Source organism: Amycolatopsis sp. NPDC001319 (assembly GCF_042896185.1).
Taxonomy (GTDB): Bacteria; Actinomycetota; Actinomycetes; order Mycobacteriales; family Pseudonocardiaceae; genus Amycolatopsis.
The window spans coordinates 693,057-717,290 of the sequence record NZ_JBIAWY010000005.1; the positions used below are offsets into that span (position 1 = coordinate 693,057).

Here is a 24,234-nt window from a genome sequence, read left to right on the forward strand (position 1 = left end):
GTACGCGACCTACTTCGCGAACGCCTGCTGCTGGCACTGGTCGGCGAGCTTGTCGAGGTTGTCGTAGGTGTCGGACGAGCCGTCGTCGATCTGCCACGTGAGGCCGTCCGGGTCGACGCTGGTGTCCGGGGCCACGTGCACGTGGGCGCCCTTGGCGGTCATGCACTTGACCATGGCGTGGAACTCGTCGTTGAACTTCGGGTTGGTCCGCGGGGAAAGCTCTGGCGGCTGCAGCGGCAGCTTGCTCTTGCAGGCCGCCTCGGCCTTCTTCGACTGGGGGCTGTCGTCGTTCATGTCGAGGGCCGGCGGGCTGTTCGGGTCGCCGACCGGGCCGGCGTGCCGTCCGTCGAGGACGGCGTGGCCGTTGGTGCGGAGGCAGGAGTCGTAGGCGTCCCAGTAGGACTGTTTCTCCTCGGGCGAGCTGTCGAGGCGCAGCTGCGGGCGACCGGCGTCGGAGTCGGCCGTGGTGGCCGGCGACGAGGCGGGGGCACCCGCGGAGGCGCTGCCTGTGTCGAGCGTGGCGACCTGCGGGGCGGCGGGCGGGCCGGAGCAGGCGCTGAGCAGGACGAACGCGGCGCCGGCGACGAAGAAGGAGATGGATGAACGCACGTCGTGAGCGTGGCAGGAGGTTGTGAGGAAGCTATGACGATGGAGTCAGGAGGCCACTAGGACGAAGCCGCGAGGGTCAGCGCCCCACGGGTCGCGGCGGGTGCCACGGATCACCCGCCGGTGGAGGGGTGTTTCGGCGTACCGTTCAGCCATGGACATGCCTCTGGCCACCGACCGCCTCGTGATCCGGGATTGGTCGATCGACGACGCCGAAGCCGCGTTCCGCATCTACGGCACGGACGAGGTCACCCACTGGCTGACGCCCGCGATGGACCGCGTCACCGACGTCGCCGCGATGCGCTCGGTGCTGCAAGCGTGGCAGGAAGCCCAGCCGAACCTGGCCCCGCCGCGCGGCCGCTGGGCCGTGGAGCGCACGTCGGACGGCGCCGTCGTGGGCGGCCTCGGGATCCGGCTGTTGCCGCCGTTCCAAGAGGACCTGGAGCTGAGCTGGCAGCTGCACCCGGACGCCTGGGGCCAGGGCTACGCGACGGAGTCGGCGCGCGCGCTGATCGAGTGGGCGTTCACCCAGGACACCGAGGAACTCTTCGCCGTGGCGCGCCCCTCCAACACACGCGCCATCGCAACCGCCAAACGCCTCGGCATGCAGTGGGTCGGCGAAACCACGAAGTACTACGACCTGCGGCTGCAGGTGTACCGCATCCGCCACAGCGACATCATCTAACGGCGCGGCGCGGGCGCGCACGGCAGAGTGGCTACGCACCGGTGCGCCCGCACCCACACCGAAGGAACGGCAGCGATCCCGCGCCAGCCCAGCGGCGCGGCAGCCCGCCCACCCGAAAGAGTGTCAACGCGCCGGTGCACCCACACCCGCGCCGAAGGGCGGCGGCGCTCGAGTCAGCGCAAACGGCGCGGCGCGCCTATCCGACAAAGCGGCAACGCGCTCGTACGCCCACTCCGAGGGGGCAGCAGCGCTCTCAGGCCAGCGCAACAGCGCGGCACGCCCAGCCGACAAAGCGGCAACGCGCTCGTACGCCCACTCCGAGGGGGCAGCAGCACTCTCAGGCCAGCGCAACAGCGCGGCACGCCCAGCCGACAAAGCGGCAACGCGCTCGTACGCCCACGCCGAAAGGGCAGCAGCACTCTCAGGCCAGCGCAACAGCGCGGCACGCCCAGCTGACAAAGCGGCAACGCGCTCGTGCGCCCACGCCGAAAGGGCAGCAGCACTCTCAGGCCAGCGCAACAGCGCGGCACGCCCAGCTGACAAAGCGGCAACGCGCTCGTGCGCCCACTCCGAGGGGAGGCAGCGCTCCCGTGCGCCTGCTCAACGGCGCGGCAGCGCCCGTCCGACAGCGTGGCGGCGATCCCGCGCACAAAGCCGCAGGGGCGGGCGTGCTCCCGCGCCCCAACCAACGGCGCCGCGGCGCACCCCGACACGATGGCGACGCGCTCGTACGCCCGGCACCGAAGCCGAAGGGCGGCAGCGTTCCCGCGTGCCGGCCTACCCGCGCGGCTGCGCGCCCACCCGACAGCGCAGAGGCGCTACCGCGCCGAGCCAAGCGACGGCGGCAGTCCCACCCGCCAACCCGCCAGCGCAGCGGCGCACCCGAACTCCAGGGTGGAGACGCTCCCGTGCCGTGCCAAGAGGCGGCCGAGCTTCTGCGCGCCAGTCCAGCGGCGCAACGGCGTGCCGATCTGACAGCGCGAGAGGGCTCCCGCGTCACGGCCAAGGGACGGCGGCGCGCGCTAGACCAAGAGCACGGCAGCCAGCCCGTTCGACAATGCGGCGCCGCTCCCGCGCCGAATCATGAGCCGGCAGCGCTCCTTCGCGCCAGCCCAGCGGCGCGACGACGCGACCTCGCGCTCGTCTTACAGCGCGGCGACGTTCCCGGGCCAAGCCCAACCGCGCGGCGGCGATCCCGCGCGCTAGGCCAACGGCGCGGCAGCGCGCCCGTCCGACAGCGCGGCGGCGATCCCGCGCGCTAGGCCAACAGCGCGGCAGCGCGCCCGTCCGACAGCGCGGCGGCGATCCCGCGCGCTAGGCCAACAGCGCGGCAGCGTTCCCGTCCGAGAGCGCGGCAGCGCGCCCGTCCGGCAGCGCGGCCGCATGCCCGTCCGAGAGCGCGGCGGCGATCCCAACCGACAGCAAGGCCGTGTTCCCGTGCCAACCGACGGGGTGCACTCACCCGCACCCTCGCTGGTGAATTCCGCGCGAACAGCAAGGAAAACCGTCCACACCCGGCCAACAGCGCGCACCCAGAAGCAGCCTCAGGCAGCCGTATAGCGACCGAAAACCGCCGCCTGCCCCCGTTTCACACCGGTGTCGTCGATGAGGTTCCACATAGTCACGTCTTCGATCCAGAAGCGGCGGCCCGACTTGGCGATGCGGCGGCCGCGGTAGCCGGTGACGAAGCCGTGGGTGGTGACGGCTTCGACGAGGGCGTCGCGGTCTTCCTGGCGGTCCGGTTCGGCGGAGAGGCGGGAGGGCATGCCGCGGAATTCGGTCCAGTCGAGTTCGAACGCGTGCTGGGCGACGAGGTTGACGTAGGTGAAGCGGGGGTCGTCGGAGGTGTCGTGGGCGAGGAGGCCGAAGGGGGCGTCCGCGTAGAGGTGGTGGGCGGTGTCCACCGTGGCGTCGATCAGTGGTGTGCCGACCACGCGGCGGTAGCTGTCCACGAGCAACTGGGCGAAAGCGGCGTCCAGTGGTGACGACCCGGCGTCCGACATAACGCCAAGCTACGCCCGTCGCGGATCACGGCAAGCACAGGTGATCGACTTCACGTCGGGGTCCACTATGGACTCCACCGCCGGAGAAAAAGAACTCGCCACGGCCTCCCCCTCGAGGACCGTGGCGAGGCGTTCGTCCCTGGAGCGACTACGCGTTGACCGGGGTCCAGAGCGCGTCGATCTCCCGCTCCGCCGCGGCCAGGCTCTCGGCCGCCAGGCCGCGCAGGTCGGCCATCGCCGGGTTGGTGTCCGCGAGGGTCAGTTCCGCGGAGATGAACCGCGGCTCGATGCCGGTCATGGCGAGGCCGTGCGGAAGCCAGGACTCGGCGTGGTCCCAGCCGAAGCGCGGGGTGCCCTCGCCGTAGCCGCCGCCGCGGGAGGCCAGGACGAGGAACTCGCGGCCGTCGAGCAGGCCGGTGCCCGTGGCGGGGTCGAAGGCGAGGCCGGGCGCGATCAGGTGGTCGACCCAGGCCTTCACGACGCTCGGGGCGCCGTAGTTGTACAGGGGCAGGCCGAGCAGCACGGTCGAGGCGTCGCGGACCTCGCCGACGAGCTCCTCGGTGAGCTTCCACGACTCGTTCTGCTCCGCCGTGCGCTGCTCGGCAGGCACGACGCGGGCGAGGCCGGACGCGGCGTCGAAGTGCGGGACCGGGTTCGCGCCCAGGTCGCGGTAGGTGACGGTGCCGTCGGGATGGGCGGCTCGCCACGCGGCGGCGGCGCGGGCGGTGAGCGCTCGGCTGACCGAGCGGTCGCCGCTGATGCTGGAGTCGATGTGGAGAAGGTGAGGCATCTCGTTCGCCATCCATAGATCATTTGTGTAGGGCAAACCATTTATAGCACATGGACCACTAGCGAGTTCTCGTATACTGGACGCATGGCCTCGCTCCCGGTCGTCAACCAGCCGCCCCACCGGTGCGGCGCCCTGCTCGACCACCTCTCGCGCCGCGTGCGCACGCGGGCGGAATCGGTGCTGACGCCCATGAACCTGCGCCCCCGCCACCTGCTCACGCTCACCGTGCTGCGCGACCACGGCAGCAGCACCCAGCAGGCGCTGGCCGCCACGCTCGGCATCGACAGCACGAACCTCGTCGGCCTGCTCAACGACCTCGAGGCCGACAACCTCATCGAGCGCCGCCGCTCCCCCGAGGACCGGCGTCGGCACGTGGTGGAGCTCACCGACGTCGGCGCGAAGAAGCTGGCCAAGGCCGAGTTCGCCATGGCCGCCGTCGAGGACGAGGTGCTCTGCGCGCTGAGCGTCGAGCAGCGCGAACAGCTCTACAGCCTCCTCCAGCAGGCCACCGCCACCACGGACGTCGAGGCCTGCGCCGCCGCCGACGACTCCGGGCGCACCCACGTGCAGGCCTGCGTCGCGGACGACGTGCAGAGGTAGCCGGCGCACCGAAGTGCGTTGAAAAAACGGCCCCACCCCCTCCTCGTGATCGCGCCCACAATGGGTACGCCCTGATGGGAGGACCGATGGCCGACACCGTGACCAGGCCCGTTCCGGTTCCGCTGCGCCCGGCGTGGCGGGGACCGAAGGGCGGGCAGATCCTGAAGATCGCCCGCACGACGGACCACAAGACGATCGGCGTCCTCTACCTCTCGACGTCGTTCGCGTTCTTCCTCATCGGCGGCCTCACCGCACTGCTGATGCGCACGGAGCTCGCCCAGCCCGGCATGCAGTTCCTGTCACCCGAGCAGTACAACCAGCTGTTCACCATGCACGGCACGATCATGCTGCTGCTGTACGCGACCCCGAACCTCTTCGGCTTCGCCAACTTCGTCGTGCCGCTGCAGATCGGGTCGCCCGACGTGGCGTTCCCACGCCTGAACGCGTTCTCCTACTGGCTGTACCTGTTCGGCGGGCTGATCGTGATCAGCAGCTACCTCACGCCCGGAGGCCCGCCCGACTTCGGCTGGACCGCGTACACGCCGCTGTCCAACGCCATCCACTCGCCGGGCATCGGCGGCGACCTGTGGATCACCGGGTTGATCATCTCTGGCCTCGGCACGATCCTGGGCGCGGTCAACATGGTGACGACGATCGTCACGTTGCGCTGCCCCGGCATGACGATGTGGCGGATGCCCATCTTCACCTGGAACATCCTGCTCACCGGCGTGCTGATCCTGCTCGCGTTCCCGATCCTCACGGCCGCGCTGTTCGGGCTGCTCGCCGACAGACACATCGGCGCGCACGTGTTCGACCCGGCCAACGGCGGCGCGATCCTGTGGCAGCACCTGTTCTGGTTCTTCGGGCACCCGGAGGTCTACATCGTCGCGCTGCCGTACTTCGGCATCGTCACGGAGATCATCCCGGTGTTCAGCCGGAAACCGCTGTTCGGCTACCGGACCATGGTGTTCGCGACGATCGCCATCACCGGTCTGAGCGCCACCGTCTGGGCGCACCACATGTTCGCGACCGGCGCCGTGCTGCTGCCGTTCTTCTCGTTCATGACGTTCCTCATCGCCGTGCCCACGGGGATCAAGTTCTTCAACTGGATCGGCACGATGTGGAAGGGACAGCTGAGTTTCGAATCGCCGATGCTGTGGTCGATCGGTTTCCTCGTCACGTTCCTGCTCGGCGGGCTCACCGGCGTGATCCTGGCCGCGCCCGCGCTCGACTTCCACGTGCACGACAGCTACTTCGTCGTCGCCCACTTCCACTACGTGCTGTTCGGCACCATCGTGTTCGCCACGTTCGCCGGCATCTACTTCTGGTTCCCCAAGATCACCGGCCGCATGCTCGACGAACCGCTGGCCAAGTGGCACTTCTGGACGACGTTCATCGGCTTCCACACCACGTTCCTGATCCAGCACTGGCTCGGCGACGCCGGTATGCCGCGCCGCTACGCCGACTACCTGCCCACCGACGGGTTCACCCTCATGCAGACCATCTCCACGATCGGGGCGTTCATCCTGGGTGCCTCGGTGCTGCCGTTCATCTGGAACGTGGTGAAGAGCTACCGCTTCGGCGCCCACGTGGAGACCGACGACCCGTGGGGCTACGGCAACTCGCTGGAATGGGCGACGACGTGCCCGCCGCCGCGGCACAACTTCCTCGAGCTGCCGCGCATCCGCTCCGAACGGCCCGCGTTCGAGCTGCACTACCCGCACATGGTGGAACGCCTGCGCGAGGAGGGCCACGTGCGCCGCACCGGCCGCCACCGCGCGACGCCGAGCCAGGCTGCGTCCGACGCGCTGACCCCGCCCGAAGACCAAGCTCGCTGATCGAAAGTGTCCTACGCTGCCTTGAGGAGGGCGGACCATGGACTCTGCGGCGGAGCGGCTCAAGAAGTATCGCGAGATGCGCGACTTCCAGCGCACCGCCGAGCCCGCGGGCGGCGACGCGGCCACCACGCCGGGAAACCGCTTCGTCGTGCAACGTCACCGCGCCCGCCGCCGGCACTACGACCTGCGCCTGGAGCTGGGCGGCGTCCTCATCAGCTGGGCCGTGCCGAAGGGCCCGACGCTCGACCCGAAGGTGCGGCGCATGGCCGTGCACGTCGAGGACCACCCGCTCGAATACGCCGACTTCGAGGGCGTGATCCCGCACGGCGAGTACGGCGGCGGCGACGTGATCGTGTGGGACCGCGGCACGTGGGAGGCCGTCGACACCGACGACCCCGAGCAGGCGCTCGCCGACGGCAACCTGCACTTCGACCTGTTCGGCGAGAAGCTCGCCGGTCGCTTCGTGCTCATCCACCCCAGCCGCGACGGCGACGGGAAGCAGTGGCTGCTGCTGCACAAGCCGGACGACCACGCGTCCGCCGGTTGGGACGCCGAGGACCACCCGAAGTCGGTGAAGAGCGGGCTGACCAACGACGAGATCAAAGCCGCTCCCCCGGCCCTTTGGCGCGCCGACCTGCCCGCGGCCGAGGCGGAGGTGCGGCTCACGCCGGAGTTCACCCCCGCGTCTCCCGCGGAGCTGAACGCCCTCGACGAGCTGGACGGGCGCGGCAGCTGGGCCGTCGCGGGCCGGAAGCTGGCGCTGACCAACCTCGACAAGGTGCTCGTCCCCGGCCGCGAGGGTGAAGACCCGATCACCAAACGCGACCTCATCCGGTACTACACGCGCATCGGCCCGACGATGCTGCCGTACCTCGCCAACCGCGCGCTCAACACCAACCGGTTCCCCGGCGGCATCGAGAAACCCGGCTTCTGGCACAAAGAAGTGCCCGACCACGCGCCGAAGTGGCTGCACCGCTGGCACTACGACAAGGCGGACGCCGATGACGTGCAGCAGTACCTCGTGCCCGAGGGCGTCGCGGACCTGGCATGGCTGGCGAACTTCGGCGCGCTCGAGCTGCACGCGTGGACGTCGCGGATCGAAGACGTCGAGCACCCCACTTGGACGTTGTTCGACATCGACCCCGGCCCGGAGACGTCGTTCGACGACGTGCTCGCGCTGGCCCGCCTCCACCGCACGGCGTTGGAGCACCTCGGGCTCATCGGGCTGCCGAAAGTCACGGGACAGCGCGGGATCCAGGTGTGGGTGCCGGTGGAACCGCGCTACACGTATGCGGAAACGCGCAAGTGGGCCGAGACCGTGTCGAAGACGATCGGGCGGACGCTGCCCGATCTGGTGAGCTGGGCGTGGCACAAGGACCGCCGCGGGGGCAAGGCGCGGCTGGACTACACGCAGAACGTGCTGAACAAAACACTCGTCGCGCCCTACAGCGTCCGCCCGCGGCCGGGGGCGCCGGTTTCCGTGCCGTTGCAGTGGGACGAGCTCGACGACCCGGACCTCACCCCCGACCACTGGACGATTCGGACAGTCCTCGAACGAGTCGAGACCGTCGGTGATCCGTTCGCGGCGTTGCTGGGGGTGGAGCAGGAGCTGCCGAAACTGTGAATTATCACCGGTTCGGCCGCACCTGGAGCGCACTCCAGGCCTAGGGTCGGGGCCATGCGATTCGGAATGTTCGTTCCCCAGGGCTGGCGTCACGACCTCGTCGGTATCGACCCGGCCGACCACTGGACCACCATGCTCGACCTCGCCCGCTTCGCCGACGCGGGACCGTTCGAGTCGATCTGGGTCTACGACCACTTCCACACCGTGCCCGTGCCGAGCGACGAAGCCACCCACGAGGCGTGGAGCCTGATGGCCGCCTACGGCGCCGCGACTTCGCGCGTGCGGCTGGGGCAGATGTGCACCTGCATGGCGTACCGCAACCCCGCGTACCTCGCGAAGGTCGCGGCCACCATCGACGTGATCTCCGGCGGCCGCGTGGAGATGGGCATCGGCGGCGGCTGGTACGAGCACGAGTGGCGCGCGTACGGCTACGGCTTCCCCAGCGCCGGCGAGCGCCTCGGCATGCTCGACGAGGGCGTCGAGATCATGCGCCAGCTGTGGACCGAGGGCAAAGCCACCCTCGACGGCAAGCACTACCAGGTCGACGGCGCCATCTCCCGCCCGCTTCCCTTGCAGGACGGCGGAATCCCCCTGTGGATCGCCGGCGGCGGCGAGAAGAAGACCCTGCGCACGGCCGCGAAGTACGCCCAGTACACCAACTTCGTCGGCGACGTCGAGGGCTTCAAGCACAAGTCGTCCGTGCTGGAGGGCCACTGCAAGGACCTCGGCACGGACTTCGGCTCGATCGTCCGCTCGGCCAACTACAACGTCGTCATCGGCGAAACCGAGAAGGACGTGCAGGACCGGCTGGCGTGGATCCGTTCCCACTACGAGCCTTATCTGCCGGCGGACGTGCTCGAGTCCACTCACGAGAGCTTCGCGAAGGGGCCGCTGGTGGGCACGCCGGAGCAGATCGTGGAGCGGCTGAAGGAAATGGAAGGCCTCGGCATGACCTACGCGATCTCCTACTTCGTGGAGGCGGCGTATGACCGGTCGGGGATTGAGCTTTTTGCGTCGAAGGTGATTCCTGAGTTGGTCTGAGGGTTTATGTGGTTTGCCGGCCGGTGCCTGTTGGGGGTGCCGGCCGGTTTTTTTGTATCAGACCAGCGACTCGAGAAGGTCGGGTGCTGCCACCAACACCGTGGCAGCCAACGCAAACGGCACCACCCACAAAGCGACAAACCCGAGCTGTCGCAGTGAACGCACGCCCAGACCCAGCACCAAACCCACGGCGAGCAGAGTCGCCACACCGAGCGTGGGTGGGCCGAAGTGGGACCATTCGCGCACGGCATCGGCGAGGAGGAGGCCCACCGCGGCGGCCGTGGCGAGGGTGCCGGCGCGGGTGGGGGCGCCGATGAAGCGGAAGGCCAGGCCGAGGGTGCCCGCGAGGACGGCCAGAAGGCACCACAGCAGCACCGTCTGGGTGTCGATGGAATACGGCATGCCCGGGTATTTGAGGCCGTACATGACTTTCTTTCCGACGTAGAACGCCACCACGGCCGGCAGGAGGGCCGCGACGGTGCGGACGTACGCGCGGCGCGGGCCGCGGCCGGCGGAGACGGCGACGACCAGGGCGATCCACAGGACGAAGGCGTGGGCGAGGATGCGAAGGGTGTCGTTGTAGTAGGCGAAGGCCGCGAAGGCGCCCGAAAGCAGGCCGCCGGCGGCGGACAAGGCTTCGCCCGCGCCGAGGGGGCGGCGGGTCAGAGTGTCGGTCATGTGTCCCCCCAAAGAACGCTGACCTTACCGGGCGAAGGCGCGGAGGGGTCAGCGTTTCGTCAGCACCACCAGATATCGGCAAGCGTCCGCGGTCGGGTTCACGTAGGTGCACGGCGCCGGGCGGCCGAGGTGCAGGCAGTCGCCCGCGTCGAGTTCGTGGACGGTGGGGCCCTCGACGAAGCGGAGGTGGCCCGACAGGACCCAGATCTGGTGGTCCGCGAACGCGTACGAATCCGCGGGGAAGCCGACCGAAGCGCCGGCCGGCAGGGAGACCTCGACGAGTTCCGTGGGGCCGGGCGGTGAGACAGCGCGGCGCACGTACCCCGTGACCGGGTCGGTCCACGTCGGTTGAGCCGAAAAGCGCGAGAGGCGACGGTCGGAGCCGGCCTCGGCGCGGGCTATGAGCTCCGACAGCGTCAGGCCCAGGGCGGACGCGAGCCGGCTCAGCAACACCGCCGTGGGCTGGGCCTCGCCGCGTTCGATTTTGCCGATCATGGCGCGTGAGACGCCCGAGCGTTCGGCCAGGGTGCCGGCGGAGAGGTCGTGGGCCAGGCGGGCGTCGCGCAAGGTCGCGGCCAGCGAGGCCGACAGGGGGTCCGTCACAGGGTGACACTATAACAGTCAATATCCGCTACTATAGTGAGCCATGCTGATCCGAGACGCCGACGAGCGCGACGCCGAAGCGTGCGCCGAGATCTACGCGCCGTACGTGCGCGACACGACGATCACGTTCGAGACGGAGCCGCCGACCGGCGCGGAGATGGCGGAGCGCATCAAGCGCGCCGCGAAGACGCACGCGTGGCTGGTGCTGGAGATCGACGGCCGCGTGGCCGGGTACGCGTACGGCGGGCCCTTCAAGGAGCGCGCCGCGTACCGCTGGTCGTGCGAGGTGAGCGTGTACCTGGAGCTGGGGCGGCGACGCACGGGTGGCGGCCGCGCGCTGTACGAAGCGCTCTTCGCCCGTCTCGCCGAGCGCGGGTTCCGGACGGCCGTCGCCGGGATGACGCTGCCGAACGAGCCCAGCGAAGGCCTGCACCGGGCGTTGGGGTTCGAGCCCGTCGGCACGTACCGGCGCATCGGGTGGAAACACGGAGCGTGGCGGGACGTGGCGTGGGCGCAGCGCTCGCTCGTGCCCGATTCGAACGAAACGCCGGAGGAACCACGCTGAGCAGTGCAGAATGGAGCCCATGAGCGCCGACCTCGACGAGCTGCGCAGACTGCGCCGGGCCCGTGACCGGATGGACCGCGAGTACGCCGAACCCCTCGACGTGCCCGCGCTCGCCCGCACGGCGCTGATGTCGACGGCGCACTTCAGCCGCCGGTTCCGCGAGGCGTACTCCGAGACGCCGTACTCCTACCTCATGACCCGCCGCATCGAACGCGCCAAGACACTGCTGCGCAACGGTCTCACCGTCACCGAAGCCTGCTTCGCCGTCGGGTGTACGAGCCTCGGTTCGTTTTCGGCACGGTTCACCGAGCTCGTCGGCGACACGCCCTCGGCGTACCGGGCACGCAACCACGAGGACGTCGCCGCGGTGCCGCCGTGCCAGACGATGGTGGCGTCGCGCCCGCGCAAGACCGGCGGCGCGCCGCGGCAGAGCAGTTTTGGAGAAGCGTCCGTCGGCGCGCCCGCATAACCTCACGGTATGACTGTTTCCATCGCCGCCGTGCACGTGACCGTCGACGATCCCGACGCGGCCGTCGCGTTCTACAGGGACACGCTGGGTTTCAAGGTGCGCAACGAGGTCGCCAACGACGGCTTCCGCTGGGTCACCCTCACCACCGAGACCCAGCCCGACATCGAGATCGTGCTGTCGCAGCCGCACGCCGGCCGCTCGAAGGCCGACGGCGACACCGTGGCCGAGCTGCTCGCGAAGGGTGAGCTCGGCACGATCAACCTGCGCACCGACAACCTCGACGAGACGTTCGCCAAGGTCGCCGCCGCGCCCGGGGCCGAGGTGCTGCAGGAGCCGACCGACCAGTTCTGGGGCGTGCGCGACGCCGCCGTGCGCGACCCGGCGGGGAACCTGGTGCGGATCGCGCAGGCCTAGTTGCCACTCCGCCCAAAAGCAGGCGGACACCTGTGCGCGCGACCCTTCAAACACGAGTTTCCGTCGTGGCTGTGGCCGGATTCGCACCAATCAGGACAGCCAGTCCCCGCTGATGTCGAGGTCCTCGATGTCCTGTTCGAGCCGGGCGCGCCAGGACCACTGCGGCTGGGTCCAGTCGGTGTCGTCGGCCGGGGGCTCGCCCAGCGGCAGCGCCTGGTCGGTCACGCCGTGGGTGACGCGGTAGGCCAGCGCCGACGTCGCCGCGCGGATCCACCGGTCCCCCGCCGCACCGGACGGCGGGGCGACGCCGAACGCGTGCGTGAACCACACGGGCAGCAGCGCGCTGGAGCCGATCGCGTCCGTGATGCGTTCGCGCAGCTTGGAGTGCAGCTCTTCCCAGTCGCGTTCGGACTTCTCGATCTGGGGCAGCACGCGGGTGCGCGTGACGTCGTCGGCGGTCAGCATCTGCTGCGCGGCCTCGGCGTCCTTGATCGCGGCGGGCAGCTGCCGGTCGAGGACACCGCGGCGGCGGGCGACCACTTCGGACAGTCGGGCCTGCGCGCTGCCGCGGTTTTCGTCGCCGTGCTGGGTGGACGCGAGGATGGCGAGCACGTTGATGAGCGCGTTTTCGCTCTCTGCCAACGCTTCGCGCGCCTGCGGCAGCCGCGCGATGTCCTCTTCGTACGGACGGCGCTGGTTGGCCGTCATGAGCTGCGCGGCCAGCGCGTGGCGACGTTCGGCGTCAGCGGCGAGCTTGCGCAAGGCAGGCCCGACGTCGTCGAGGTCCACCACCGGCACCTTCTCCGACACGCGCACGGCGCGTTCGAGCAGCTGCAGGCGCTGGCGCAGACGTTCGAGCTGGCGCGTGGCCACGTCGAGGCGGGATTCGTGGCGGACCTGGGCTTCGGAGAAGGACTCGAACGTCTCGCGCAGCTCCGTCAGCTCGCGCCCGGTGCGCGACTCGAGGTCGACGACGGTTTCCTGCATGCCGTCGACGGTTTCGGACAGCGCGTCGAACTCGCTGTCGGGCTCCTCGGTTTCCTCGTAGTACTCGGTGTCGGGGTAGTACTCGGAGTAGGTCATCGGACCTCCTGCACCAGGAACACGACGGTGGCCACGGTCGCGAGCGCGGCCAGCACGACCAGGATCGCCTGGACGGCGCCCGGGACCAGCAGCGACGCGCCCGTGAGCCCCGCGGCGGCCGCCCCCACGTACGCGGCGCGCAGCCGCCGGTCGACCATCAGCGGCGTCGGCCCGAGCGCCCCGAGCGCGATCCGCAGCCCGGCGCCGAGCAGCGGCAGCGCGAACAGCACCCACACCGCGCCGATCCCGCCGAACAGCATCAGCGCCCCCACGACCATCCCCACCGCGACCGGCGCCGCCGCCAGGTACAGCGACAGCCGCTGCGCGCCGGCCCGCCGCGCCTCCAGCTTCGCCGCGCGCACCTGCTCGGTCGCGATCTCGACCTCACGCTCCGTGCGCAGCAGGTCCTCGGCCGCGTCGACCAGGCTGTCGAGGACGCGCGTCCGCTCGTCCCCGGCCTCCGGCAGGGCGCCCAGCCCCGCCCGCATGGCCTCCTGTACCCGGGCGACGCGCGCCGTCGCCTGCTCGCGCTTGTGCTGCGCTGGCGTAGTCACCCGGCCACTGTAGGTACGAACCGCGCCAACCTACGGGAACGACGCGGCTTGCGGTGGGGTGTCGCCGCCGGTCAGATGACCCCGAAGAGGCAGAAACCGCCGTCGGGACCCTGCCGCAGCATGAACGTGGCGCTGTAGGGCATCGGGTTTCCGGGATAGTCCGAGTCGACGTGCACGAACTGCGTGATCTCGTGCAGCGGCTCGACCTCCCGGACGCGATAGTGCCCCACGTTCGGGTCCGCGAAATGCCCGTGCACCAGCGACGCCGGGCTCTCGTCCGCCGACGCGCACACATACGCGGCGGCCCCGGCGAGGTCGTGGACGTTGAGCTTGCCGAGCAGCTCGTTCATGAACTGCGGCTCAGCCAGAGTGCGAGCGGCGCCGACCGGGTGGTTCTTGTTGAGGAAAAACCCGGGCGCGACGAAGCCTGTGATGCCGACGCCGCCGGCCAGGACGACGACTACGCCCAGGGAGATCCAGAGCCAGAGGAGCCTGCGCTTCTTGGGCTGCGGCGGGTAGCCGGGTTGGACCCACTGTTGTTGTGGGCACGGCTGCTGCTGGGGCGGGTACGGCGGTTGTTGCGGGTTCGGCGGTTGTTGGGCCGGGTAGGGCGGTGGTTGCTGCGCGTACGGCTGTTGGGGGTAGGGCTGCTGCGGATACTGCCCGCCCTGCTGCGGTGGGTAAGTCACGGTCGTCCTCGCGTGCTCACCGAACGTAACTTACCCATGCCGCACGCGTAATTCTCGACGGAGGCTCGTCCCGCACCAAGCCGCCGAACATTGCGCCCCGGCCCCATCCCCCGCCGGACAGGCCCCCGCCCTCTCTAGGGGGCGTGCCCTTGTCCAGTCCATCGGCCACCCCCGACAAAGCCCGAGCGCTGCCGGGGCGGCTCCGAGCAGATTTACGGGCATCCAACCCCAGACCGGCCCGAGGCCGACAGAGCCCGACAGAATCCGGGATATCCCCGACGCGCCCAGCCCCGAGACCGGGCAGAATCGAGCGGTGCGGATCAGCTTGCTCGGCCCCCTGGAGGTCCGGACGGACGACGGCGCGTCTGTCGAGGTCGCGGGTGCGCGGCTGCGGGCGTTGCTGAGTGCGTTGGCCGCGGATGGCGGGCGGGTGGTGCCGGCGGGGCGGCTGGTGGACGCGGTGTGGGGAGAACAGCCGCCGTCGACGGGGAATGCGTTGCAGGCGCTCGTGTCGCGATTGCGGAGGGCCGGGGTGGTCGTGGAGGCCGCGGCGGTCGGGTATCGGGTGGTGGCCGACGTCGACGTGGTGCGGTTCGAGGAGCTCGTCCGGCGGCGCGACACCAGCGCGCTGGCCGAGGCGCTCGGGCTGTGGCGGGGGCCGGCGTTGGCCGACGTGGCGGACAACGCCTACTTCCAGGGCACGATCGCGCGGCTCACGGAGCTGCGCCTGGCCGCGGTGGAGGAGCACGCCGAGGCGGAGCTGCGGCGCGGCGGCGGCGAGGAGCTGACGGCGGAGCTCACCGCCCTCCTGGCGGAACACCCGTTGCGCGAACGCCTCGCCGCCGCGCTCATGCGCGCGTTGTGTGCCACGGGGAGGCCGGCTGACGCGTTGACCGTCTACGAGCGCCTCCGCAAAGCGCTCGCCGAAGAGCTGGGCACCGACCCGTCGGCTCGGCTTTCCGCCTTGCACACCGAGATCCTGCGTGAGTCCTCTGTGGACACCCAGTCCGAGGCGCGCACCAACTTGCGTGCCGGGCTCACGAGTTTCGTCGGTCGTGACGCCGATGTCGCCCAAGTCGTCAAGCTCGTCGCCGAGTACCGGCTCACCACACTCACGGGGCCGGGCGGCGCGGGGAAAACGCGCCTGGCCACCGAGACCGCGCGCACGCTGCTCGACCGCACGCCGGGTGACGTCTGGTTCGTCGCGCTGGCGCCGGTCGCCGACGCCGACGTCGCGCAGGCCGTGCTCAGCGCCCTCGGCCTGCGTGAACAGGGGCAGCTCGGGCTCGTCGCCGGCGGGACGGCCGCCGACCGGGCCGTGAGCGTGCTGCGTGACCGCGAGGTCCTGCTGGTGCTGGACAACTGCGAGCACGTGGTCGACGCCGCCGCGGAGCTGGCCGACCGGCTCCTCGGCGAGTGCCCGCGCCTGCGGATCCTGGCGACGAGCCGTGAGCCGCTGGCCATGACGGGTGAGGCCCTGTGGCCCGTGGCGCCGTTGGCGTTGCCGCCGGAGGGCGCGAGCGTGACGGAAGCGATGTCGTGCGCGTCGGTGCGGTTGCTGGCCGACCGCGCCGCGGCGGTGCGGCCCGGGTTCGAGGTCGCGGAAGCCACGGTCGAGGCCGTTACGCGCATCTGCCGCGCGCTCGACGGGATGCCGCTGGCCGTGGAGCTGGCGGCGGCACGCCTGCGTTCACTCACCATCGCGCAGCTGGCCGCGCGCCTCGACGACCGGTTCCGCCTGCTCAACGCCGGCAGCCGCACAGCGATGCCGCAGCACCGCACGCTGCGCGCGGTCGTCGACTGGAGCTGGGAGCTGCTCTCGGAAGCCGAACGCACCCTGCTGCGCCGGCTCGCCGTGTTCTCCGGCGGCGCCACGGCCGACGCGGCCGCCGCCGTCGCGAAGACCGACGACACCGCAGACCTGCTGGCCGCCCTGGTCGACAAATCGCTTCTCGTCGTGTCGCAGGCGAGCGAGCCGCGGTACGGGATGCTGGAGACGATCAAGGCCTACGCCGCCGAACGGCTCGACGAGGCCGGCGAGCGCGAGTCCGTCCGGCGCGCCCACGCCGAGTGGTTCGCGCGGTTCACCGAGACGGCCGACCCGCACCTGCGCGGCGCCGAACAGCTCGGCTGGCTCGCCCGGCTCGCCGCCGACCACGGCAACCTGGCCTCGGCGGTGCGCGGCAGCATCGCCGCCGGCGACGCGGCGATGGCCGTGCGGCTCGTGATCGCCGCCGCGTGGTTCTGGCTGCTGGCGGGGCACAAGGGCGAGGGCCAGGAGCTGATCACGGCGGCGCTGGCCGCGCCGGGTGAGGTCGACGCCGAGGACCGGGCCGCGGCCAACGCGCTCGCCGCCGTGTTCGTCACCGCCGGCCTCGCGGACTTCGGCTCGGCCGACGACTACCTCCGCAACGCGATGGAGCTGAGCGACCGGACCACGCGCCACCCCGTGCTGCGGTTCATGGTTTCGCTGCAGGAACTGTTGTCCGGACTGGAAACCGGGGTCGCGCCACGACTGGACACTTTGGACGATCTCCTCACGGACGAAGACCTCTGGCTTCGGGCGCAGGCGCGGATGAACCGGGCCCAGCTGCTGCTGGCCGGCGGTGGCGGGCAGGAGGCCGCCGAGGCGGACGCCGCCGAGTCCGTGCGGCTGTTCCGGCTCATCGGCGAACGCTGGGGCACGTCGCTGGCGCTCGGCAACCTCGCCGACCTCGTGGCCCGCCGCGGTGAGCTGCGGCTCGCGATCGAGTACTACGGCGAGGCCGCCACGGTCGTGTCCGAGATCGGCACCCTCGAAGACGTGCTGTGGTTGCGCGCGCGGCAGGCTCAGCTGCACTGGCTGCTGGGCGACGTCGAGGCCGTGGACGCGGCCCTGGCCCAGGCCGACCGCGACGCCGCGGTGGTCGTGTACCCGGACGCGCTCGCCGGGCTGGCGCAGGCCAAAGCCGACATCGCCCGGTGGCGTGGCGACGCCGACGGGGCACGGGCCGAGTTCGACCGGGCCGAAGGGATGTTGCGCCACTTGTCGGTGCACCCGTCCTTCCAGGCGACGGTGCTGCTGTCGCGGGCTTATCTCGACGCCGAGGCCGGTGACCTGGCCACGGCCGCGCAACGACGACGCGACGCCGTGCGGATGACCTCGGGCGACGCGATGTACCTGGCGCAGGCCATGGTGAGCATCGCCGATCACGCCACGCGGATCGGGCGGACCGAGGACGCCGCGCGGTTGCTGAAGACAGCCGAGACACTGCGCGGCGGGCCCGACTGGTCGCTGCCGGACCTGGTGCGGTTGCTGGAGATCGTCGACATCGAGGCCGCGGAAGCGTTCGACGAAACCGAACTGAAGGCCGTCATGGAGTCCGTCCTGGGCTGAGGACCCAGGCCCGGCACCGAACCTGTCAGCGAACGATGTTGCGGCTGAACACGTCGTCGAGGTGCTGACGCGGCGCTGACCTGGCCTCCGACCAGCGCTTTTCGACGGAGCTCAACGCCGTGGACCTCTCCGGGGACCGCCTTTAGCGTGGTCGCCGTGACGACCTACGTGCTCGTGCCCGGCGCCTGGTGCTTCGACCGGCTCACCGGGCAGCTGCGCGACCTCGTCGGCGCGCTGGAGGCCGAGCGGGTGGAGAACGCCGTGCTCGTGGGCCACAGCTACGGCGGCATGGTGATCACCGGCGCCGCCGATCGCGTGCCGGACCTGGTCGACGCGCTGGTGTACGTGGACGCGTTCGTGCCGCGCGACGGTGAATCCTGCTGGCAGCTCACCGACGACCGGCAGCGCGAGTGGTACCTGAGCGTGGCCGAAACCGGGTACGCGAAGGAGCGGGACGGCGGCTCGCCGTTCCAGCCGACGTACGAGCGGCTCCTCGACGATCCACTGTGGAACGTTCATGCCGTCGACGGCAAGCACGACCTCATGCGCGACGCCCCCGACGAGCTCCTGCGCATCGTGCTCGACGCGGGCTGAGCCGCGTCCCGGGGTTCGTGGTGCGATGGACGGCATGGAGATCCGGGAGATGCGGGCCTTCGTCGCCGTGGTCGACGAAGGTGGGCTGTCGGCGGCGGCGCGGCGGCTGCACGTGAGCCAGCCGGCGGTGTCGCAGACGGTGCAGGCGCTGGAGCGGCAGCTGGGGGTGCAGCTGCTGGTCCGCAGCAACGCGGGCGTGCAGCCCACCGAAGCCGGGATGACCTTGGCCGGCGAGGCACGCGCCGTGCTCGCGCGGCACGATCAAGCCGTGGCGACGGTGACGCGGCACGCGTCGGGCAGCCCGCTGCGAGTGGGGATGCCGCTGGAACTGCCGCCGGATCTCATGGCCCGCGCCCTCGCCGACCTGGCCGGCGCGTTCCCGGACACCCGGGTGCAGGTGGTGCACGCCTCGACGACCGGACAGTTCGCGTTGCTGCGCAAGGGCGAGCTCGAGCTCGGCCTGGTCCGTGAACACCCCGTCGGCCCCGAACTCGACGCGATGCCGGTGCTGGCGGAGAACCTCGGCGTCCTGCTGTCGAAAGCCCAAGCCGACCAGCTCGCCGGCCCCGACGGTGTGCGCCTCGACGCACTGGCCGGGCTGGAGTGGATCGGGTTTCCGCGCGAGGGCAGCCCGGCGTGGTACGACGAGGTGACCGCGATCTTCCGTTCGCACGGTCTCGAAATCGGCCCCGACCCGACGGCCGGGCACTCGCTGATCTCCGAGCTCAAGTTCGCCGCCGTGAGCGCGGGCGGCGCGTTCACGCTCGCGCCGCCGAACTGGACGCAGCCCATCCCCGAGCACCTGGCGTGGTGCCCGCTGGTCGGATCCCCGCTCGTGCGCCGCACGTGGGCGGTGTGGCCGGCCTCCTCGCACCGCCGCGACCTCGGACATCTCGTGGCGGCCTTGGACGTCTTATAGGCGCCATAAGCGAGCCGTATCGCCGGGTCGGAAGGCTGACCGGGCCGTTTCGCTTGAACGAGGCGACCGCGCACGAAAGCGCGGCGGACTCGGGAGAAGTGAACGAAATGACGGCAGAACTGTCGGGAACCACCGCTCTGGTCACCGGCGCCACGAGCGGCATCGGGCGCGCCACGGCGGTCGCGCTGGGCAAGCTCGGTGCGCACGTGCTGGTGAGCGGTCGCGACGCCGGCCGGGGCGAGCAGGTGGTGAAGGAGATCGTCGCCGCCGGCGGGCAGGCCGCGTTCCTGGGCTCCGACCTCGCCGACGCCGCGTCGGCGCGGGACCTCGCGGTCCGGGCGCTCGCGGTGACCGGTCAGGTCGACGTGCTGGTGAACAGCGCCGGCATCTTTCCCTTCGGCCCCACCGAGGACACCACCGAGCCGGACTTCGACTCGGTGTACGCGTTGAACGTGAAGGCGCCGTACTTCCTCGTCGCGGCGCTGGCGCCGGCGATGGCCGAGCGGGGCGCGGGATCCATCGTGAACGTGTCCACCATGGTCGCCGAGTTCGGTGCTGCGGGGATGGGCTTGTACGGATCCAGCAAGGCCGCGCTCGAACTGCTCACCAAGTCGTGGTCCGCGGAGTTCGGGCCGCGCGGCGTGCGGGTGAACGCGGTGAGCCCCGGGCCGACGCGCACCGACGGCACGGCCGCGATGGGTGAGAGCCTGGACCAGCTGGCGTCCCTCGCGCCGGCCGGGCGCCCGGCCGGCCCGGAGGAGATCGCGGCGGCGATCGTCTTCCTGGTGACGGGTGGCGCGAGCTTCATCCACGGCGCGGTGCTGCCGGTGGACGGCGGACGGGTTGCGGTGTAAGGGATTTCGAGTGGCTGAGCCGGCGCGGGTTCACGCCGGGCTACTGGTGCTGCAGTTCCTGCGACTTCCGCAGCGACCGCAATGATCGTGAGTCCGCGAAACCCGCGCTGCGGGCCGCCGCCTCGAGCGTCGACCCGTCGGCCAGCAGGTGCTCGGCGTGCTCCAGCCGCAGCGTTTGCTGATAGCGCAACGGAGTCATGCCGACGGCGTCGACGAAGTGGCGCGTGACCGTCCGCTCGCTGCAGCCCAGCTCCCGCGCCAGCGACGAAAGCCGCAGCGGTTCCGCGTAGCGCGTCTCGATCAGGTCCTGCACGCGGTGCACCAGGTCGGACAGGTGGTTGCGGTGGCGGAGCAGGCCGGTGACGGGCTGCTGGCCGTTGCGGCGCGCGTAGAAGACGAGCGAACGCGCGATGCGGCCCGCGACGCCCGGACCGTGGGCGCTGGCGACGAGGTGCAGCGCCAGGTCGATGCCGCTGGCCATGCCGGCGGAGGAGGCGACGCGGCCGTCGACGACGTAGAGCACGTCGCGGACGACGGTGGTGGCCGGGTAGCGCAGGGCGAGGTCGTCCTGGAGGTCGTGGTGGGTGGTGCAGCGCCGGCCGTCGAGCAGGCCCGCCTCGGCGAGCGCGACGGTGCCCGCGCAGACGCTCGCGACGAGGCCGCCCGCGGAGTGGTGGACACGCAGCAGGTCGAGCCCGCGTGGCATGGCCGGGGCGACGCCCGGCGTGAACCCGGCGCCGCCGGGGACCACGAGGATGTCGTCACGGCCGAGCACGGGGACGCGGGTCGAGGCGCGCACCGGCAGGCCCTCGGCGGTGGGCACGTCGGGTTCCTCGGCGAAGTAGGCCAGCTCGTAGGGCAGGCCCAGCGAGCGCGCGGCGAGGAACACGTCGGCCGCGCCCGCGATGTCCAGCAGGTACGCCTGAGGTGCGAGCAGGAACACCACCCTCGTCATGAGCGCGACGCTACCCGCGAGCGTCTCCCGGACCGGCGGCGTCGGCGCGGGTCCGGGAGACCTCGGGTAAGGGTCCTGCCCTCGTGGGCCCAGCTGTGGCGAAACGCGTCACGCCGCCAGCGGAGGCACCTGCTCGCCTTCGATCGGCGGACCGGGCGGGGTGCCGTCGCCGAACGGACGGCCGCCCAGCTCCTCGCGGCCGTGCGGCGTCAGCCAGCCCGACAGGTCGGGCCCGGCGGGGATGATGCCGGTCGGGTTGATGGAGCGGTGCACCACGTAGTAGTGCTCCTTGACCTGGTCGAAGTCGATCGTGTCGCCGAATCCGGGGGTCTGGAACAGGTCACGCGTGTAGGCCCACAGCACCGGCATCTCGGTGAGCTTCTCGCGGTTGCACTTGAAGTGGCCGTGGTACACCGCGTCGAAGCGGACGAGCGTGGTGAACAGCCGCACGTCGGCCTCGGTGATGGTGTCGCCCACGAGGTAGCGCTGGTTCGCGAGGCGCTCGGAGAGCCAGTCGAGACGGGCGAACAGCGCGTCGTACGCCTTCTCGTACGCCTCCTGCGAACCGGCGAAACCGGCCTTGTAGACGCCGTTGTTCACGTCGCGGAACACCTTGTCTGCGACGTCGTCGATCTCGTCACGCAGGGGTTCCGGGTACAGGTCGGGCGCGCCTTCGCGGTGGTACGCGCGCCACTCCAGGGACAGGTCGAGCGTCATCTGCTTGAAGTCGTTGGTCACGACCTGGCCGGTGGGCACGTCGACGATCGCCGGCACGGTGATGCCGCGCGGGTACTGCGGGTCGCGCTTGAAGAAGGCCTCCTGCAGGCGCTCGATGCCCAGCACCGGGTCGCGCCCGCCCGGGTCGAGGTCGAACGTCCAGCTGCGCTGGTCGTGCGTCGGCCCGCAGATGCCCATGGACAGCACGTCCTCGAGGCCCAGCAGCCGGCGCACGATCGACGCGCGGTTGGCCCACGGGCACGCGCGGGCGATCACGAGGCGGTAGCGGCCGGGCTCCACGGGCCAGCCGTCGCGGCCGTCGGCGGTGATGCGGTCGGCGAGGTAGTTCTGGTCGCGCTTGAACTCGCCCTTGTCGGCAGTCATGGCACCACTTTCGTCGAAGGGTTGCAGGTCACTCGGGGCACGGCTGGGGGCCGTCCGGCTCCAGCGCCGCGGCCACCCGGGCGAGGATCGGGCCCGCGCCGCGGATCTCTTCGGGGGTCAGGTGGTCGAACAAGTGCGACCGTACGCGCGCCAGGTGCCCCGGGTAGGCGCCCGCGAGCTTGGCGCGACCCGATTCGGTGAGCGACGCGTTGGCCGCGCGGCCGTCGCTCTCGCACTTGGCCTTCTCCACGAGGCCGCGCTTGACCAGGCTGTCGACGACGCGGCTGATGCGGCTGAGCGAGAGCGCCGTGGCCTTGGCCAGGTCGGACAGCCGCAGCCACCCCTCCTCGGCCTCGGACAGGGACACGAGCACGGTGTAGTCGGTCATCGAGATGCCGGTCTCGTTCACGAAATGATCTTCCAGCACCCGCGGCAACACGGTGATGATCCGCGTCAGCGGACGCCACACGGCCTCTTCTTCCCTGCTCAACGGCACTCTGTCCACCATATGGGCAGTCTACCGGAATACTTGCTCGCGCAATCAGGTTATGTGGGCTAGAGTCTTGTTGAGCCCTCAACCAAGTGGTTGGGGGAGCGAACCCGAAGGAAGAGATCCCATGACCAGCGCGACCACCACTTACCCCCAGCTGACCGGCGAGTACACGATCGACGCCGCCCACAGCCGCATCGGCTTCGTCGCCCGCCACGCGATGGTGACGAAGGTCCGCGGTGCGTTCAACGAGTTCGACGGCACCTTCACCGTCGACGGTGAGAACCCGGCGAACTCGACCGCCAAGGTCACCATCCAGGCGCACAGCATCGACACCCGCAACGCCGACCGCGACGGTCACATCCGCAGCAACGACTTCCTCTCGATGGACGAGTACCCGCAGATCACCTTCGTGTCCACCGGGATCACCCAGACCGGCGACACCAGCTTCGACGTGACCGGCGACCTGACCATCAAGGGCGTTGCCAAGTCCATCACCATCCCCTTCGAGTTCGAGGGCTCGGCGAAGGACCCGTTCGGCAACGACCGCGTCGGCTTCGAGGGCTCCACCACGATCTCCCGCAAGGACTACGGCATCACCTGGAACGCCGCGCTCGAGACCGGCGGCGTGCTGGTGTCCGACAAGGTCACCCTCGAGTTCGAGGTCTCGGCGATCAAGAACGCCTGAACCTCGTCCCAGACCCCGGGTAACCGGGTCGCGCAGGGCCGGCTCACTTCAGTGGGCCGGCCCGTTCGCGTTTGCAGGGTCCCCGCGCTCCGCGGTTCAGCTTTCGGGCAGGAGGGCTTCGCCCAGGCGACGCCAGTGCGGCATGGCCGAGGCTCCCGGTGAAGTGCCGATGACCTGGATCCCGACGTGGTCCGCGCCCGCTGCCAGGTGGCCGCGGAGTTTCTCCACGACGGTGTCCACGTCGCCCCAGAAGACGAGGGCGTCGACGAGGCGGTCGGAGCCACCGTGGGACGTGTCGGCTTCGGAGTAGCCGAGGCGGCGGAACTTGGCGACGTTGTACTTCGACGTCAGGTAGCGCGCCAGGTGCTCGCGCGCGACGGCGCGGGCCACCGAAGGATCGCGCTCGAAGAGGACGGCGTGCTCGACGCCCAGGAAGGTGTCCGGGCCGAGGATCTCGCGGGCTTGCGCCGTGTGGTCGACGGTGACGTGGTACGCGTGGGCGCCCGAAGCGCGATCGCGGGCCAGCTCCAGCATCTTCGGTCCGTACGCGGCCAGGATGCGGCGGACCGGTGAAGCCGGCGCGGGGTTCGGAGTCTGCACGGCGTCCATCTCGTCCAGGTACGCGGCCATGGCGGCCAGCGGTTTGACGTCCGGCCGGGAGGCGCCGCCGTAGCCGAGACCGAGGACGTGGCGGCCGGGGTAGGCGTCAGCGAGCAGGTGGGCGGCGCCTTGGGTCCACCGCGCTTGGCGGGACCAGATCTGGGCGATGCCGTTGACGACGTGCACGCGCTGGGTCGCGGCGAGCAGGAAACCCGCGTGCGTCAAGGCTTCGCGGCCCAGCAGTTCCGGCACCCAGATCGCGCGCCAGCCGTGTTCTTCCAGTTCCTGCACCGAATCCCGGATCAAAGCGGCGGGCTGGTGTTCGAAGTCGAACGTCCAGATCCCGAACTTGCCCAGCCCGTCCACAGCATCTGCTCGCGTCACGTATCGAAGTATCGCAGAATTACGATATGAC

Annotated in this window: 25 protein-coding genes; 13 read left to right on the forward strand and 12 right to left on the reverse strand. The window is 70.6% G+C overall.

Annotation, left to right across the window (positions count from 1 at the left end; all coding sequences use genetic code 11):
* Positions 1-9: 9 nt before the first annotated feature.
* Positions 10-609 carry a hypothetical protein gene (locus tag ACFY1H_RS22405; protein WP_366578825.1) on the reverse strand — a complete coding sequence of 200 codons (600 nt, stop codon included), beginning with the start codon at positions 607-609 and terminating at the stop codon, positions 10-12.
* Between the two features lie 151 nt (positions 610-760).
* On the opposite strand from ACFY1H_RS22405, the gene ACFY1H_RS22410 reads away from it, so the two are divergent.
* Positions 761-1,291, forward strand: coding sequence for a GNAT family N-acetyltransferase (locus ACFY1H_RS22410; RefSeq protein ID WP_366578823.1), 531 nt, complete (start codon positions 761-763; stop codon positions 1,289-1,291).
* A gap of 1,544 nt (positions 1,292-2,835) precedes the next feature.
* On the opposite strand, the gene ACFY1H_RS22415 is transcribed toward ACFY1H_RS22410, so the two are convergent.
* Together ACFY1H_RS22415 and ACFY1H_RS22420 are read right to left on the reverse strand one after the other, a co-directional pair.
* Entirely contained in the window at positions 2,836-3,294 is a 459-nt protein-coding gene (locus ACFY1H_RS22415; protein ID WP_386949042.1) for an MEKHLA domain-containing protein, read from the reverse strand.
* A 148-nt stretch (positions 3,295-3,442) separates the two neighbouring features.
* On the reverse strand, positions 3,443-4,084 hold the full coding sequence (locus ACFY1H_RS22420; RefSeq protein WP_386949045.1) for an FMN-dependent NADH-azoreductase: 642 nt from the start codon (positions 4,082-4,084) through the stop codon (positions 3,443-3,445).
* A gap of 84 nt (positions 4,085-4,168) precedes the next feature.
* Between ACFY1H_RS22420 and ACFY1H_RS22425 the strand changes: the two genes are divergently transcribed.
* The 4 genes from ACFY1H_RS22425 (at position 4,169) to ACFY1H_RS22440 (ending at position 9,187) form a co-directional block, all read left to right on the forward strand.
* Positions 4,169-4,684, forward strand: a complete 516-nt coding sequence (locus ACFY1H_RS22425; protein ID WP_386949048.1) for a MarR family winged helix-turn-helix transcriptional regulator — start codon at positions 4,169-4,171, stop codon at positions 4,682-4,684.
* Positions 4,685-4,770: 86 nt separating this feature from the next.
* Positions 4,771-6,522, forward strand: coding sequence for a cytochrome c oxidase subunit I (gene ctaD, locus ACFY1H_RS22430; RefSeq protein WP_386949051.1), 1,752 nt, complete (start codon positions 4,771-4,773; stop codon positions 6,520-6,522).
* Between the two features lie 37 nt (positions 6,523-6,559).
* The gene (gene ligD / locus ACFY1H_RS22435) at positions 6,560-8,146 is read left to right on the forward strand and encodes a non-homologous end-joining DNA ligase (RefSeq protein ID WP_386949053.1); all 1,587 of its coding nucleotides are present in this window, start codon (positions 6,560-6,562) and stop codon (positions 8,144-8,146) included.
* A 54-nt stretch (positions 8,147-8,200) separates the two neighbouring features.
* The gene (locus ACFY1H_RS22440; RefSeq protein WP_366578813.1) at positions 8,201-9,187 is read left to right on the forward strand and encodes an LLM class F420-dependent oxidoreductase; all 987 of its coding nucleotides are present in this window, start codon (positions 8,201-8,203) and stop codon (positions 9,185-9,187) included.
* A 57-nt stretch (positions 9,188-9,244) separates the two neighbouring features.
* Here ACFY1H_RS22440 and ACFY1H_RS22445 read toward each other — a convergent pair whose 3' ends face one another.
* Positions 9,245-9,865, reverse strand: a complete 621-nt coding sequence (locus ACFY1H_RS22445) for a hypothetical protein (RefSeq protein WP_366578812.1) — start codon at positions 9,863-9,865, stop codon at positions 9,245-9,247.
* Positions 9,866-9,913: 48 nt separating this feature from the next.
* Positions 9,914-10,468: an XRE family transcriptional regulator gene (locus ACFY1H_RS22450; protein WP_366578810.1), complete on the reverse strand. Its 555-nt coding sequence runs from the start codon at positions 10,466-10,468 to the stop codon at positions 9,914-9,916.
* Between the two features lie 43 nt (positions 10,469-10,511).
* Between ACFY1H_RS22450 and ACFY1H_RS22455 the strand changes: the two genes are divergently transcribed.
* From ACFY1H_RS22455 to ACFY1H_RS22465, 3 genes are read left to right on the forward strand one after another with little or no spacing between them, the layout of a single operon-like run.
* Positions 10,512-11,033, forward strand: coding sequence for an N-acetyltransferase family protein (locus ACFY1H_RS22455; RefSeq protein WP_366578808.1), 522 nt, complete (start codon positions 10,512-10,514; stop codon positions 11,031-11,033).
* Between the two features lie 19 nt (positions 11,034-11,052).
* On the forward strand, positions 11,053-11,502 hold the full coding sequence (locus ACFY1H_RS22460) for a helix-turn-helix transcriptional regulator (RefSeq protein WP_366578806.1): 450 nt from the start codon (positions 11,053-11,055) through the stop codon (positions 11,500-11,502).
* A 9-nt stretch (positions 11,503-11,511) separates the two neighbouring features.
* A complete protein-coding gene (locus ACFY1H_RS22465; RefSeq protein ID WP_364057973.1) occupies positions 11,512-11,916 on the forward strand; it encodes a VOC family protein in 405 nt (134 codons plus the stop codon).
* A gap of 90 nt (positions 11,917-12,006) precedes the next feature.
* Here the strand turns inward: ACFY1H_RS22465 and ACFY1H_RS22470 are convergent, their stop codons facing one another.
* The 3 genes from ACFY1H_RS22470 to ACFY1H_RS22480 form a co-directional block, all read right to left on the reverse strand.
* A complete protein-coding gene (locus ACFY1H_RS22470; protein WP_386949059.1) occupies positions 12,007-12,999 on the reverse strand; it encodes a hypothetical protein in 993 nt (330 codons plus the stop codon).
* Positions 12,996-13,553 (reverse strand): hypothetical protein, encoded by a 558-nt coding sequence (locus tag ACFY1H_RS22475; protein ID WP_386949062.1) that lies wholly within the window; start codon positions 13,551-13,553, stop codon positions 12,996-12,998. The genes ACFY1H_RS22470 and ACFY1H_RS22475 overlap by 4 nt, the downstream gene beginning before the upstream one ends.
* 71 nt (positions 13,554-13,624) lie before the next feature.
* Positions 13,625-14,242, reverse strand: a complete 618-nt coding sequence (locus ACFY1H_RS22480; RefSeq protein ID WP_386949065.1) for a hypothetical protein — start codon at positions 14,240-14,242, stop codon at positions 13,625-13,627.
* A gap of 313 nt (positions 14,243-14,555) precedes the next feature.
* On the opposite strand from ACFY1H_RS22480, the gene ACFY1H_RS22485 reads away from it, so the two are divergent.
* The 4 genes from ACFY1H_RS22485 (at position 14,556) to ACFY1H_RS22500 (ending at position 19,985) form a co-directional block, all read left to right on the forward strand.
* Complete coding sequence (locus ACFY1H_RS22485; protein ID WP_386949067.1) at positions 14,556-17,618, forward strand: BTAD domain-containing putative transcriptional regulator; 3,063 nt, start codon at positions 14,556-14,558, stop codon at positions 17,616-17,618.
* A 75-nt stretch (positions 17,619-17,693) separates the two neighbouring features.
* Positions 17,694-18,212, forward strand: coding sequence for an alpha/beta fold hydrolase (locus ACFY1H_RS22490; protein WP_386949403.1), 519 nt, complete (start codon positions 17,694-17,696; stop codon positions 18,210-18,212).
* 25 nt (positions 18,213-18,237) lie between these two features.
* Positions 18,238-19,131, forward strand: a complete 894-nt coding sequence (locus ACFY1H_RS22495) for a LysR family transcriptional regulator (RefSeq protein ID WP_386949070.1) — start codon at positions 18,238-18,240, stop codon at positions 19,129-19,131.
* 107 nt (positions 19,132-19,238) lie between these two features.
* Positions 19,239-19,985: an SDR family oxidoreductase gene (locus tag ACFY1H_RS22500; protein WP_366578793.1), complete on the forward strand. Its 747-nt coding sequence runs from the start codon at positions 19,239-19,241 to the stop codon at positions 19,983-19,985.
* Between the two features lie 40 nt (positions 19,986-20,025).
* Here ACFY1H_RS22500 and ACFY1H_RS22505 read toward each other — a convergent pair whose 3' ends face one another.
* From ACFY1H_RS22505 to ACFY1H_RS22515, 3 genes are all read right to left on the reverse strand, one after another.
* Complete coding sequence (locus ACFY1H_RS22505; protein WP_386949075.1) at positions 20,026-20,940, reverse strand: GlxA family transcriptional regulator; 915 nt, start codon at positions 20,938-20,940, stop codon at positions 20,026-20,028.
* A gap of 108 nt (positions 20,941-21,048) precedes the next feature.
* On the reverse strand, positions 21,049-22,041 hold the full coding sequence (locus tag ACFY1H_RS22510; protein ID WP_386949078.1) for a glutathione S-transferase family protein: 993 nt from the start codon (positions 22,039-22,041) through the stop codon (positions 21,049-21,051).
* Between the two features lie 28 nt (positions 22,042-22,069).
* The gene (locus tag ACFY1H_RS22515) at positions 22,070-22,549 is read right to left on the reverse strand and encodes a MarR family transcriptional regulator (RefSeq protein WP_366578787.1); all 480 of its coding nucleotides are present in this window, start codon (positions 22,547-22,549) and stop codon (positions 22,070-22,072) included.
* 109 nt (positions 22,550-22,658) lie between these two features.
* On the opposite strand from ACFY1H_RS22515, the gene ACFY1H_RS22520 reads away from it, so the two are divergent.
* Complete coding sequence (locus tag ACFY1H_RS22520) at positions 22,659-23,219, forward strand: YceI family protein (RefSeq protein ID WP_366578785.1); 561 nt, start codon at positions 22,659-22,661, stop codon at positions 23,217-23,219.
* A gap of 96 nt (positions 23,220-23,315) precedes the next feature.
* Here the strand turns inward: ACFY1H_RS22520 and ACFY1H_RS22525 are convergent, their stop codons facing one another.
* Positions 23,316-24,203, reverse strand: coding sequence for a TIGR03620 family F420-dependent LLM class oxidoreductase (locus ACFY1H_RS22525; RefSeq protein WP_386949082.1), 888 nt, complete (start codon positions 24,201-24,203; stop codon positions 23,316-23,318).
* Positions 24,204-24,234: the final 31 nt, after the last annotated feature.